Origin of the sequence: Mesorhizobium sp. M7A.F.Ca.US.005.03.1.1, from assembly GCF_003997975.1 — a bacterium.
Classification (GTDB): domain Bacteria; phylum Pseudomonadota; class Alphaproteobacteria; order Rhizobiales; family Rhizobiaceae; genus Mesorhizobium; species Mesorhizobium ciceri.
This window is the reverse complement of the sequence record NZ_RZRO01000053.1, coordinates 1-12741: the sequence shown is the minus strand read 5'-3', so window position 1 is coordinate 12741 and position 12741 is coordinate 1. Positions and strand designations below refer to the sequence as shown.

10 protein-coding genes are annotated in these 12741 nt (G+C 64.8%); 6 read left to right on the top strand and 4 right to left on the bottom strand.

From position 1 onward, the window contains the following. Nucleotides 1–116: 116 nt before the first annotated feature. The gene (locus EN990_RS21160; protein WP_127368510.1) at nucleotides 117–1904 is read right to left on the bottom strand and encodes an NAD(P)/FAD-dependent oxidoreductase; all 1788 of its coding nucleotides are present in this window, start codon (nucleotides 1902–1904) and stop codon (nucleotides 117–119) included. A gap of 114 nt (nucleotides 1905–2018) precedes the next feature. Next, on the bottom strand, nucleotides 2019–2963 hold the full coding sequence (locus EN990_RS21155) for a MurR/RpiR family transcriptional regulator (protein WP_024504069.1): 945 nt from the start codon (nucleotides 2961–2963) through the stop codon (nucleotides 2019–2021). 337 nt (nucleotides 2964–3300) lie between these two features. On the opposite strand from EN990_RS21155, the gene EN990_RS21150 reads away from it, so the two are divergent. The 5 genes from EN990_RS21150 to EN990_RS21120 all read left to right on the top strand — a co-directional run bounded on the left by EN990_RS21150 (nucleotide 3301) and on the right by EN990_RS21120 (nucleotide 9317). Continuing rightward, a complete protein-coding gene (locus EN990_RS21150) occupies nucleotides 3301–4128 on the top strand; it encodes an ABC transporter ATP-binding protein (protein WP_127368508.1) in 828 nt (275 codons plus the stop codon). Continuing rightward, a complete protein-coding gene (locus EN990_RS21145; RefSeq protein WP_013528757.1) occupies nucleotides 4125–4985 on the top strand; it encodes an ABC transporter permease in 861 nt (286 codons plus the stop codon). Before EN990_RS21150 ends, EN990_RS21145 begins: the two co-directional genes overlap by 4 nt. A gap of 69 nt (nucleotides 4986–5054) precedes the next feature. Next, the gene (locus EN990_RS21140; protein ID WP_027162853.1) at nucleotides 5055–6218 is read left to right on the top strand and encodes an ABC transporter substrate-binding protein; all 1164 of its coding nucleotides are present in this window, start codon (nucleotides 5055–5057) and stop codon (nucleotides 6216–6218) included. Between the two features lie 359 nt (nucleotides 6219–6577). Further along, nucleotides 6578–7669: a Gfo/Idh/MocA family oxidoreductase gene (locus EN990_RS21125; protein WP_063169586.1), complete on the top strand. Its 1092-nt coding sequence runs from the start codon at nucleotides 6578–6580 to the stop codon at nucleotides 7667–7669. 205 nt (nucleotides 7670–7874) lie between these two features. Then, the gene (locus EN990_RS21120; RefSeq protein ID WP_127384853.1) at nucleotides 7875–9317 is read left to right on the top strand and encodes an amidase; all 1443 of its coding nucleotides are present in this window, start codon (nucleotides 7875–7877) and stop codon (nucleotides 9315–9317) included. 217 nt (nucleotides 9318–9534) lie between these two features. On the opposite strand, the gene EN990_RS21110 is transcribed toward EN990_RS21120, so the two are convergent. Together EN990_RS21110 and EN990_RS21105 are read right to left on the bottom strand one after the other, a co-directional pair. Continuing rightward, on the bottom strand, nucleotides 9535–10773 hold the full coding sequence (locus EN990_RS21110; protein WP_127370022.1) for a Xaa-Pro peptidase family protein: 1239 nt from the start codon (nucleotides 10771–10773) through the stop codon (nucleotides 9535–9537). 68 nt (nucleotides 10774–10841) lie between these two features. After that, nucleotides 10842–11408: an invasion associated locus B family protein gene (locus EN990_RS21105; RefSeq protein WP_245461097.1), complete on the bottom strand. Its 567-nt coding sequence runs from the start codon at nucleotides 11406–11408 to the stop codon at nucleotides 10842–10844. A gap of 257 nt (nucleotides 11409–11665) precedes the next feature. On the opposite strand from EN990_RS21105, the gene EN990_RS21100 reads away from it, so the two are divergent. Continuing rightward, nucleotides 11666–12741, top strand: a 1076-nt coding sequence (locus EN990_RS21100; RefSeq protein WP_206526348.1) for an inverse autotransporter beta domain-containing protein, incomplete at its 3' end; no start/stop codon positions are given.

Sequence of the window (12741 nt, the reverse complement as noted above, 5' to 3'; positions counted from 1 at the left end):
TCTCCCCCCTCTGGAGGGAGAGGAAGGGAGCCAAGGCCGATGAACTCGCGCCGTTCCTCTCCCCCGTCGATCGGGGGAGAGGTGGCGAGCGAAGCTCGACAGAGTGGGGGTCGACTTTACCCGGCGTTGCTCACCGCCCCGTAAACCGGCGTCTCAATGCCTTCCATCCGCGCCTTGACCTGCAGCGCGACATATTTGGAATAGAAGCGCGACAGCGCCAGATTGCCGCCGTGGAACCAGAGCGCTTCCTGCGCCGTCGGCTTCCACATATTGCGCAGCTCGCCTTGCCAGGGGCCGGGGTCGCCCTTGACGCCCGAGCCAAGACCCCAGCACGGGCCGACCTTGTCGGCGACTTCGCGCGAGACGATCGCGGCGACATTCTCGTTCATCGACTGATAGCCGGTGCAGGCGATGATGGCGTCGGCGGCGAGTTCACTGCCGTCCTCGAACAGGATGCCGCTCGGGGTCAGCGACTTGATGGCGACGCCGCTGCGGATGCCGATCTTGCCGTCGATGATCAGGTCGGAGGCGCCGACATCGATGTAGTAGCCGGAGCCGGTGCGGTAGGCCTTCATCAACAGGCCGGTCTCGTCGTCGCCGAAATCGATGGCGAAGCCGGCGGCGCGCAGGCGGTCGTAGAAGGCCGCGTCGCGCGCCTTGATCACCTCGTAAAGCGCCCGCTGGCCCTTGGGCACCAGCGCGAACGGCGTCGAGGCGACGATCATGTCGGCCTTCTCGGTGGTGATGCCGCGCGCCAGTGCGTCTTCCGAGAAGATCTCGAAGCCCACTTCCATCAGCGTGTCCGACTTGACCACTGTCGTCGGCGAACGCTGGATCATGGTGACCTCGGCGCCGCTCTCCCAGAGGTCGACGCAGACATCGTGGCCGGAGCTTGCAGCGCCAATGACGGCGACCTTCCTGCCGCGGAATTTGTCGCCGCTGGCATACTGGCTGGAGTGCAGCAACTCGCCCTTGAACCGGCCGGCACCCGGCAGATCGATCCGCCGTGGCGGGCCGTAGGCGCCGGTGGCGAAGACGATGTGCTTGGGCTTCAGCGTGATCTGCCGGCCGACGCGGTCGACGACCACGGTCCAGACTTTTTCGGCCTCGTCATAGCTGGCGCTGAGGCATTTGGTGGCGACCCAGTAGTTGAGCTCCATGACGCGCGTATACATTTCCAGCCAGTCCCCCATCTTGTCCTTGGGCGTGAACACCGGCCAGTTTTCGGGGAAGGGAATGTAGGGCAGATGGTCGTACCAGACCGGATCGTGCAGCACGAGCGTGCGGTAGCGGTTGCGCCAGGAGTCACCCGGCCTGGCATTCTTCTCGATGACGATGGCCGGCACGCCGAGCTGGCGCAGTCGCGCCCCCAGCATGATGCCGCCCTGGCCGCCGCCGATGACCAGGCAATAGGGCTGTTCATCAGTGCCGAGTTCGCGCGTCTCGCGCGCCCGCGCCTCCGACCAGGTCTCGCGCTGGGGATCGGCCTTGTGGCGCACGCCGAGCGGCCGCGCCGCGCCCTTGCGCTCCTCGAAGCCCTTGAGGTCGGCCATCGCCGTGAACAATGTCCGGCAGCGGCCGTCGCGCAGCCGCATGATGCCCTCCCCCCTGGCCACCACGGTTTCGAAGCTGAACCACGCCTCGATGGTGCCGTCGTCCGAGGTCGCCTCGCCGGTCAGCCGCCACGCGCTCGGCTTGGCCGTCGCCAGCGTCGTCGCCAGCATGTCGGCGATCGCCGCGCGGCCTTCCATGGTCGTGATGTTCCAGGTGAAGGTCAGGAGATCGCGCCAGTAGCAATCGTCGACGAAGAGGTTGCTCGCCGCCGCCACGTCGCCGGCTGCGAGTGCCTGCGCCAGGGATTCGAGCCATGCGGCTGCCTGTTTCGTGGGTGCTATTTCGAGCATCTCTTTCCCTCTTCCTGCGTGCGTCTAATCTGTGTTGGAATGGCAACTGTCGAACCCGGCGCTGCCCCTCATCCGCCTGCCGGCACCTTCTCCCCGTGAACGGGGAGAAGGGAGCTAGTCTCCGAGCGGCTCCATCTCCTTGCCGGTGCGGTGGATCTGGGCGTTGTATTTGATGCGGCGCACCGTCTCGCGGGCCGAGCCGTCGAGCTTGTAGGCGGAGGCCACCGCCAGCAGGTCGATCGCCGCCAGGAAGGCGAAGCGGGATGCCGTCGGCTTCAGCGTGTCGGGATATTCCGGCACCGCCACCGTCAACCTGACGTCGCAGGTGCGGGCGAGCTCGGTGTCGGGCGCGGTCACGGCGATCGCATTGGCGCGGTAATGCTTGGCGAGCTCGACGGCCTCGATCACCTCGCGGGTGCGTCCCGTCGCCGAAATGGCGATCACCAGATCGCCGGGCTTGAGCGTCGAGGCGGTCATGCGCATCAGATAGGGATCGCACTGGGCGCTGACCGTGATGCCGTAGCGGAACAGCCGGTATTGGGTTTCCTGCGCCAGCGCCGAGGAGCTGCCGCCGAGGCCGAAGACCGTGACCTGGCGCGCCTTGGCGATCAGCTCGGCGGCTTTCTGCAGCTGCGCAGGGTCGAGCTGCCGCTCGGCCTCCTGCAGCGCCCGGCGCGCCTCGCCGAACACGGCGTTCCAGAACGGCATGCCATTGTCATTGCTGACGGAAGGCGACTTGGCCAGGTAGAGCGCGCCGACGACGAGGCTCTGCGCCAGCTTCAGCTTGAAATCGCGCACGCCCTCGCAGCCGATGGCGCGGCAGAACCGGGTCACCGTCGGTTCGCTGACCCCGGCGCGCTGGGCAAGGGCGGCGTTGGAGGCGTCGACGGCATATTTGACGTCGTCGAGAACGACATCGGCGACACGCCGTTCGGCTGGGCGCAATTCGCTGTAGGAATCCTTGACCAGCGAGATGATGTCGGGGATGCGCCGGACAGGATCGCGTCCCTCGGTATCGGGGCCTGGAACAGGCTCGTCCTGGCTGCCAGCGTCGGTCATGGGGTCCTGGTCTTTCCCTGGGTTGCGAGGCTGTCGTCTTAGCATGTTTGCACGCCCTGGCTCCACGTGCCCGACCGGATCGCAACCGCAGCGTGTCGTTGGGGAAAGCTCACCTTCCTCCGTTCCTCTCCGGTCCGTGTCAGTTCCGAAGTATGTAGGAAAGCAACATGCATTTCAAGGCCGTAAAACCGACATTAAAACAACATGATAGGTATACTAATCGATTTTCGTGATACGGCTGCTATCGTCGGCGCTTGACAGGAAAGTAGGATAGTTACAGACTGATTTTCGCTGGGGATGAGCCAATGGATCATCGCGCAATCTTCCCGGGGGGCAGATGAACACGGGCGATGCAAAAAAGCCGAAGCTTGGCGTGCAGGCAGCGACCAAGATCTATCACACGGCCTCCGGCGACCTGCTGGCGCTGGACCGCTGCAGCGTCGATGTCAGCGTCAATGAAATCGTCTCGATCGTCGGCCCTTCCGGCTGCGGCAAGACCACGCTTTTGTGGTCGATGTCGGGCCTGCACAGCCTGACCAGCGGCGAGATCCGGCTCGACGGCAAGGCCATCACCGGTCCGCATCCCGATATCGGCATCGTCTTCCAGGAGGCGAACCTCCTGCCGTGGCGCAACCTCGACGCCAACATCCGCTTCCCCTTCGAGATCAAGGGCGAGAAGCCGGACCGGGCGTGGATCGCGCATCTGCTCAACCGGGTCGGACTCGATGGCTTCGGCGGCAAGTTTCCGCGCGAGCTGTCGGGCGGCATGCAGCAGCGCGCGGCGATCGTGCGGGCGCTGGCGCTAAAGCCCTCGGTGCTTTTGATGGACGAGCCGTTCGGCGCGCTCGACAGTTTCACCCGCGAGGAGATGAACCGGCTGGTCGAGGAGATCTGGCTCGACACCAAGACAACCATCGTCTTCATCACCCACTCGATTGAGGAAGCGATTTTTCTCTCGGACCGGGTGGTGGTGCTGAGCGCCCGGCCGGGACGGGTCGCCAAGGAATACCGCGTGCCGTTCCCACGGCCGCGTTCGCTGGAGATCATGGCGACGAAGGAGGTCTTCGACCTCACCAACCGGATCAAGATGGACATTGTCGGCGAACGCACGCGGCCAAAAGCGCCGGAGCGCCCGAGCGCCGAAATCGTGAGGATCAGGCCGTGAGCGGGGGCGATGCCATTCCGGAATTCTCAAAGTCCAAGTCGGGCGCCAAGGCGGGCGATGGCCATGAGGTCAGCCTGACCAACCTGTCCGCCTTCGCCAGCGGCCCCGGCATCAAGTCGGGCAAGGAGGTGGCGGCCATTCTTGCCGTGGCGGTGATCATCATCGGCGGCATCGAACTGGCGCTGCGGCTGTTCCACGTGCCGCTCTATATCATGCCACCGCCGAGCTCGATCGCCTATGCGCTGTTCGACGAGTTTCCGCTGATCGCGCCGCATCTCGGCTACACGCTGGTCGAGCTGGTGTCCGGCTTCACCATCGGCGCCATCATCGGCCTGGTGCTGGCCGCCGTCATCACCCAATTCCCGTTCGCGGAAAAAATCGTCGCGCCTTACATCCTGCTTCTGGTCACCACGCCGATGCTGGCGCTGGTGCCGCTTCTGATCCTGCGCTTCGGCTTCGGCTACACGCCGCGCATCATCGCGGTGGCACTGGCCGCCGGGCCGATGGTGATGATCAATGCGGCGACAGGCTTTCGCCGCGTCGACAGCGCCAAGATCGCGCTGGCGCGTTCCTATGGCGCCAGCACCCTGCAGATCTTCTGGAAGATCCGTGCGCCGATGGCGTTGCCGATGATCCTGGTCGGGCTGATGATCGGCGCCATCTTCGGCCTGCTGACCGCGGTCGGCGCGGAAATGGTCGGCGGCGGTTTCGGCCTCGGCAACCGGCTGACCACCTATTCGTCGATGATCCAGATGCCGCAGTTCTTCGCGGTGGTGCTGATCCTGTCGACGCTCGGCATCCTGATCTACGTGCTGTTCTTCCTGATCGGCAAGAAATGGGCGAGCTGGGAGGCTTGAACACAGGGATATGACGGCGCCCGGGAGGCGGGCGGCAAGAGACTGACATCAACAAAAAAGGGGAATGCCATGACCAAAGAGAACTCGATCAACCCGGCGGGGATCAGCCGCCGCTACTTCCTGCAGGTCACCGGCGCCGGGCTGGTGACGGCGACGGCGCTTGGCGCCACCGGCCCGAAGGCCAGGGCCGAACCCTACGGAAAATTCACCTGGATCTCGCCGCGCGGCACGCTCGAAGTGCTCGACGACTATCCCTACTGGGCGGCCAAGAAGGCCGGCTATTTCGACGGGCTGGACACCGACATGCAGCCGGGACCATCGGACGGCACCGCGACGGTGAAGTTCGTCGATGTCGGCCAGGCCGATATGGGCTTCCCGTCGCCCGGCGTGTTCTCCTTCGCCATCCAGAACGGCATGAAGCTGAAGTCGGTGTTCCATATGGGCGCGCGCGACACGTTCAGCATCGCCTTCCGCAAGGGCGAGGGATCGAACGACCTGAAGAAGCTGGAAGGCAAGACCATCCTGCTCGGCTCCGCCGCCTGGCAGTCGATCACCGACCCGCTGCTGGCCGCGCAGGGCGTCGACATCAAGAAGGTGAAATATGTCGAGGCCGGCTGGCCGACCTGGGGAACGGCGCTGGCCGGCGGCCAGGGCGACGCCGCCCTGTCGTGGGAAGGGCTGCGCGCCGAATGGATCGCCAAGGGGCTCGACTTCGAATACTGGCTCGGCGTGCAGAATTCGAAGCTGCCGGCCAACACCTTCGTCGTGCGTGCCGCCGATCTCGAGGATCCCGACCGCAAGGCGTTTTTGGAAAAGTACCTGCGCGGCTGGGCGATGGGCCTCGAATTCGGCTACCAGAATCCACGCGCGGCGGTCGAAGCGGTGTTCGAGCAGTTCCCGACGCTGGCCAAGAATCTCGGGCCGGAGCTCGGCACCACCTCGATCCTGCAGCAGATCAACGTTTTCCGCGGCGACATGGACAAGCGCGGCGGCTGGGGCTCGCACGACATGGCGAGCTGGCAGGGCTTCTTCGACGAAATCCACAAGATCGGCCAGATCACCGCTCCGGTGAAGGCCGAGGATGTCTGCACCAACGATCTGATCGGCCCGGCCAATGATTTCGACAAGGCCAAGGTCAAGGCCGATGCCGACGGCGTCAAGCTGTCGGAAGGTTTTGCCGCGCTCGATGTCGAGAAGATCAAGGCGCATCTGTTCGATTCGGCGGTGAAGTAGGGCTGCGCAACGGGTCATGTCGGCCGCCCTCCATTACCCTGCCTTGGCTCCTTTCCTCTCCCTCCGGAGGGGGGAGAGGTGGCGCCGCGAAGCGGCGACGGAGTGGGGAAAGGCGTTCGTCAAACGCGCAGTCGCCACAAGACAGGCACAATCTGACGAGCAAGAGACCTCAAGCGCGCGGCGAGGGTCTCGACCCCCACTCCGTCGAGCTTCGCTCGACACCTCTCCCCCGATCGACGGGGGAGAGGAAAGGGCCGGGCAATGAGCGGCGGCGCTGACCTGAGGTGATTGTCTCGGATAGACATACGAGCGGCAACCGATCGCCGCGCACAATTCAATCAAAACCTGGGAGATATTCGGTGTCCGACAAGGTAAAAGTGCTGGTGGTGGGTCTCGGCAATATGGGTGCGTCGCATGCCAGCGCCTATCACCGGCTCGACGGTTTCGAGATCGTCGGCATCATGAGCCGGTCGATCAAGAGCAACACGAAGATTCCGGAAGAGTTAGCCGGCTACCCACTCTACGAGGATTTCGACCAGGCGCTGAAGGAAACAAAAGCGGACGCCGTCTCGATCAACAGCTGGCCGAACACCCACGCCGAATACGCGCTGAAGGCAATCGCCGCCAACTGCCATGTGTTCATGGAAAAGCCGCTCGCCACCAACAACGAGGATGCCGAGAAGGTGGTCGCGGCGGCGCGGGCCAAGAACCGCAAGCTGGTGCTCGGCTATATTCTGCGCGTGCATCCGTCGTGGATCAAGTTCATCGAGGTCGGCAAGACGCTCGGCAAGCCGCTGGTGATGCGGCTCAACCTCAACCAGCAGAGCAGCGGCAGCGCCTGGCACTGGCACAAGAACCTGATCGATTCGCTGATCCCGATCGTCGATTGCGGCGTCCACTATGTCGACGTCATGTGCCAGCTGACCGGCGCCAAGCCGGTGCGCGTGCACGGCATCGGCGCCAAGCTCTGGGCGGAAGCCGACAAGCAGAATTACGGCCATCTGCACGTCACCTTCGATGACGGTTCGGTCGGCTGGTACGAGGCGGGCTGGGGCCCGATGATGAGCGAGACGGCCTATTTCGTGAAGGACGTCGTCGGCCCCAAGGGCGCGGTGTCGATCGTCGCCGGCCAGCAGGCAAGCAGTGTTGCCGAGCTGGCAGAGGTTTCGAATTCCGCCGACATCGACCGCCACACCAAGACCGATGCGCTGAAGATCCATTATGCCGCTGTCGACGGCGACAAGAATTTCTCCAAACCCGACGAGATCGTCAGCATGGAGGACGAACCCGGCCACCAGGAACTGTGCGATCGCGAGCAGGCCTTCTTCCTGCGCGCCATCCGCGAGGATCTCGACCTCACCGAGCAGATGGATGCGGCGGTCAACAGTCTGCGCATCGTGCTGGCCGCCGAGCAGAGCATCGCACTGGGGCGCACCATCGACCTGGCCTGAAGTCGCGCCAGCCCCCTCATCCGGCCGCTTCGCGGCCACCTTCTCCCCGTTGGGGAGAAGAGGGTGGCGCTGGCGCTGCAAGTCTCCTCTCCCCTCGGGGAGAGGTCAGCCGAGCGAAGCGGAGGCTGGGTGAGGGGGCCGATGCCCCAATACAGTTCTCCGCAGGAGCAGCATCAACACAAGCTATCCGCCGAAGGAGAGAGATATGGCCGCCGTCACCGACAGTCTGCTGAAAACCTATGCCGAGTCCGACGCGCTGGACCTTGCGGCGCTGGTGAAGCGCGGCGACGTTACCCCGGCGGAGCTGGTGGAAGCGGCGATCACGCTGGTCGATCGGCTCAACCCGACGCTCAATGCGGTCATCCATCGCCTCTACGACATGGCGCGCGCCCAGGCGCAGACGGTCGACACATCAGCGCCCTTCGCCGGCGTGCCATTCCTGCTCAAGGAGCTGGCCTCGTCCTGGACCGGGGCGCCGAACACCAACTCCTCATTCTACCTGAAAGATGTCGTCGCCGATTTCGACACCGAAGTGGTTCGCCGCATGAAGGCGGCCGGGCTGGTGCTGGTCGGCAAGTCGAACGCGCCGGAGAACGGTTGGTCGATCACCACCGAGCCAAAGCTCTACGGCGCGACGAAGAACCCGTGGAAGGAAGGCATCACGCCCGGCGGCTCCAGCGGCGGAGCGGCCGCGGCGATTGCTTCGCGCATGGTGCCGATCGCCGAAGCCAGCGATGGCGCCGGCTCGATCCGCATCCCGGCCTCCTGCTGCGGCATCGTCGGCCTGAAGCCGTCGCGCGGCCGCGTCAGCCTCGCGCCGTTCGGCGACTATTGGTATGGCGGCGCCTATTTTCTTTGCTGCTCGCGCACGGTGCGTGACACGGCGGCCTATCTCGACGCGGTCGCCGGCGCGCTGCCGGGCGACCCCTACACGCCGCCGGTTCCTGATGGCAGCTGGCTCAGCCTGTCGGCGCGGGCGCCAACGAAGCTGCGCATCGGCTTTTCCGTCACGCCGCCCAACGGCACCGCGATCGATCCGGAGGTGAAGGCGGCGGTGCTGGAGACCGTGGGGACGCTCGAGCGGCTCGGCCACCATGTCGAGGAGCATGACATGCCGCTCGACGCCGATGCTGTGTGGAAGACCTACACCAACATGACCTGCGTGCAGACGGCGGCGACCTTCGACTACCTTGAAACGGTGATGGGGCGGCCGGTGACACCGGGCGATGTCGAGGCGGTGACCTTTGCGATCATCGAGCGTGGCCGTGCGACCAGCGGCACCAGGCACATCTCCGACGTCGAGCAGCTCAGGCAGGTCGGCCGCGACATCGTCGGCGACCTTGGCGCCTACGATGTCTTCATCACCCCGACGCTGACGCAGCTGCCGCGCCCGCTCGGCTATTACGACATGTCGGAAACCGATATCGACCGCTACAACGCCAAATGGGCGGACTCGGTGTTTGCCTTCCCCTTCAACATCTCAGGCCAGCCGGCGATCTCGCTGCCGCTCGGCTGGTCGAAAGACGGCGTCCCGATCGGCGTGCAGCTGGTCGGCCGCTACGGCGACGAGGCAACGGTGCTGGCCGCGTCGGCGCAGCTGGAGCAAGAGATGCCGTGGAGGGGGAGAAGGCCGGCGGTGAGTGGTTAGGTGCTTGGCAGCCCACCGCCGAGTTCCGTGGCGCCCCCTCTGTCCTGCCGGACATCTCCCCCTCAAGGGGGGAGATTACGCGCTCAACAGCCTTCGCCAAATCATCTACACGGTAAGGTGGGCGAGACGGCGAAGCTGCCAATCTCCCCCCTTGAGGGGGAGATGCCCGGTAGGGCAAGGGGGGCGTAGAGCGCTGTCCCTGCAGTGACCCGCCTCGTTATCCAATCCTCTCCAGCCGTCGCGGCAGCCTGTTCATCGGCTTGGGCCCGTCCGGCGTGATCAGGAACTGGTCCTCGAGATTGAAGCTAGCGAGGCCGTCTATGTAGAGCGGGATCTCGAAGGCCAGCACCATGCCGGCTTCGATCACGACATCGCTGTCGGCGGCGATGAACGGCCATTGTTCGGAAAACACCGACTGGCCGACGCCATGGCCGAAATGGCCGCGGCGGTAGGTGCGCAGCCCTTGCCGCGCCAGGCTGTCGGTGGCGACGCGATGCACGTGGGCGAGCGTGGTTCCCGCATCAAGGGACGCCAGGCCGTCGTCAAAGGCCCGCTCGGCGATGGCGTGCAGTTCGGCCTGCTCGGCGGATGGCGGCCCGAAGGTGAAGTTGCGCGACATGTCGGAGGCGTAGCCGCCGACCGTGCAGACCATGTCGCACTTCAGCGGATCGCCAGGCATCGCTTTCGCATCGGCATCTTTGGCCCGAGCGCCCAGCGTCACATATTCGGCAGTTTGGACCGTATGAGACAGGCCGGACGCGGCCGTGGCGACACCTTGCCGGTAGAGGGCAATGAGATCGGCCTGGCGCATGCCGGCCATCGCATCGACCTGCAGCCGCTCCAGCCCGGCTTCCGACAGGATGATGCCTTGCTGCAGCAGGTCGATCTCGCGCGGCGACTTGATGGCCCGCAACCTGTCGAGCACGGCCGAGCCGTCGACCATCGTGCAGGCCGGCAGCAGCGCCTGCATGACCGAGAAATCGGCGGCGGGAACAAAATCGAGGTCGACGCCGACCCTTGCGCGCCCGAGCCCAAACCCGGTCAGGATCTGCTTCAGCTCGTCGACGGCACGGGCGAGTTCGAATGTCGCGGGCCGAGAAAAACCAGGCGCCCGGCCGGCAAGGCCGGCCTCGATGCGTTGCGGCAACCCTTGCCCTGACGTCGAGGCGTCCAGCGTGGCGGCTTCGATCCAGATCGGGTGGCTGCGGATGACAGCGTCCGGCAGAACCCGCTGCAATTGTCCCGCATTGAAGTCCGCCACCACGACGCCGATCGGCAGGTCTCGGCCAGCCGGGATGACGACAAAGCCGGCGCCGGAGCGCCGGAACAGTCCCGCCGGGCCGATCGAGGCTCCGGTCGCATAGTGGAAGGCCTCGGGCGCGCACAGCACCAGCGCCTCGATGCCGGCGCGGTCCATCAGTTGCGCCGCGCGCTGGCGGTCGACAAAGCCTGTCATGGGTTTCTCCACTGTCCGAAGCGGCAACGGAGCATTCCGGGCATCGACAATCAAGCCGCTGACAACAGCTACTTGATCGATTCCAGCTTGGCGACGGCGGCGGTGAAGCCAGCCAGCGACACCGGGATGGTGACCGGCTTGCGGGTGACCGATTCCATGCCGATGTTCAGATTGGTCCCCGACTTCATGGCCTTGATGAGATCCGCCGACAGTGGCGTGGCGGCATAGGCGCCGTTCTGGTCGCTGGTCTGGATGGCAATCGTCGTCTTCTGGCCCTGATCGATCTGGAAGGAGGCGCCGGACGGCAGGAACAGGCCGTGCGGCAGGGCAAGCAGCATGGCGAGGCTGCCATTGCCGTTGTCGCGGCGCACGGTCACGGTCAGCACGCGCTGCCCGGTCTTGGCCTCGGTCAGGTTCTGCGAAAGCTGGCACTGAAGCTCGGTGGTCGCCGAACCGCTGGAGCAGTTCATCGCCCACGGATTGGCATCGGCCGGTTTTGCATTGCTTTCAGCCGGCTTTGGCTGGGCCGGCTTGGCATCTTCGGCGAGGGCTGGGCCGGTGGCCAGAGCAAGCCACAGGGCGGCCAGCCCCGCGGCCATGCCGAGTAGATTAGGCTTTGCTAAAGTAAATGTCATGTTGTTTTGCCGGATGCCTTGCATGTTTCCTCGCCGCGCCCGGTATTCTCCCGAGCATGGCTTGATACAACACCCGCGACTGTTCCGGAAGCCGAGCAGGAGGCAAGCAAGCCGGCGAAATTACTGTGGCTTTTCGGATACAACGAACAATATTGCAGGAGGCCCTCAGAAATCGAAGCGCCGGAGACTCGCTATACAATAGAATTCGAGTAAGATTTTACACGGGGTGCGTGCAGTCCCCGAAGGACTCGCCAGGGATGGGAACTACCGAGACGCCTCGGCAAGTTGGTGAGATGGCGGCGCGTGGGGAGGATTTCCGCGTGCACGCCGGCTATCGCCGTTCGCGAATCGCCAGGCATCTCTGGAAGACGACGGCACTGACGACGCTGGCGCTCGGCCTTTCAGGCATGGCCGCCTATGGCGATCCCAACGGGCTATGGCAGCCGCAGATCCGCGCCATCATCGGCGCCGACAACAATGGCGGCAACGGCGCGCTCGAAGGTTTCATCCCGCTCAAGCAGACGGCCGAATCCGTGCTGTTCCTGGATGTCCGGGCCAAGCACGATTTCAAGGACGGTTCCGGCCAGGATGTCGGCCTCGGCATTCGCCGCATCGTCAACCCGGACCTGATGATCGGCGGCTACGCCTATCTCAATCTCGAGAACTACAACTCCACCCAGTTCACCGCGGCCACGCTGGGCGCCGAGGCGATCACGCCTCATTTCGATGCGCATGTGAACGTCTATCTGCCGATCAAGGGTGATTCGACGGATCACTCGACCAGTTCGACCCTATCGATGGTCAGCAACCAGCTGATCGAGCAGATCTCGGTCCTCGACCACCGCGATTACGCGGCATGGGGCATCGAGGGCGAGATCGGCGCGCAGGTGCCGGTCAACCTGCCCGACAAGCATTCGCTGCGGCTCGACATCGGCGGCTATCATTTCGAGGATCCGCATGGCGACGACGGCAGCGTCACCGGCGCCAAGGCCGGCTTCGAGTATACGATCGGCGATGTCTTCGGCAGCAACACGGAACTGGTCTTCGCCGGCGAGGTCCGCAACGACAATCGCGACGACACCCAGTTCGCCGGCAGTGTGCGGCTGAACATCCCGTTCAATCCCGGCAGCGGCTCGGACCACGCCGCCAATGGGGCCGATAGCGGGCCGGAGCCGGTCTATCCGGTCAGCGAAGGCCTGCGCAAGCGCGTCAACGAGCGCGTGCGTGGCGATATCGGCGTCCGCGTCCAGTCGCAGACGCTGACCGGCGGCACGACGACGCGTGTCGCCATCAACGCCGCCACCAATGCCGCCTTCGGCAAGTTCTACTACGC

Bases quoted from the DNA above. Each gene is read 5' to 3' on its own strand.
- EN990_RS21105 (WP_245461097.1), bottom strand. From the start codon at position 11,408: ATGACATTTACTTTAGCAAAGCCTAATCTACTCGGCATGGCCGCGGGG.
- EN990_RS21140 (WP_027162853.1), top strand. From the start codon at position 5,055: ATGACCAAAGAGAACTCGATCAACCCGGCGGGGATCAGCCGCCGCTAC.
- EN990_RS21155 (WP_024504069.1), bottom strand. From the start codon at position 2,963: ATGACCGACGCTGGCAGCCAGGACGAGCCTGTTCCAGGCCCCGATACC.
- EN990_RS21110 (WP_127370022.1), bottom strand. From the start codon at position 10,773: ATGACAGGCTTTGTCGACCGCCAGCGCGCGGCGCAACTGATGGACCGC.
- EN990_RS21160 (WP_127368510.1), bottom strand. From the start codon at position 1,904: ATGCTCGAAATAGCACCCACGAAACAGGCAGCCGCATGGCTCGAATCC.
- EN990_RS21150 (WP_127368508.1), top strand. From the start codon at position 3,301: ATGAACACGGGCGATGCAAAAAAGCCGAAGCTTGGCGTGCAGGCAGCG.
- EN990_RS21120 (WP_127384853.1), top strand. From the start codon at position 7,875: ATGGCCGCCGTCACCGACAGTCTGCTGAAAACCTATGCCGAGTCCGAC.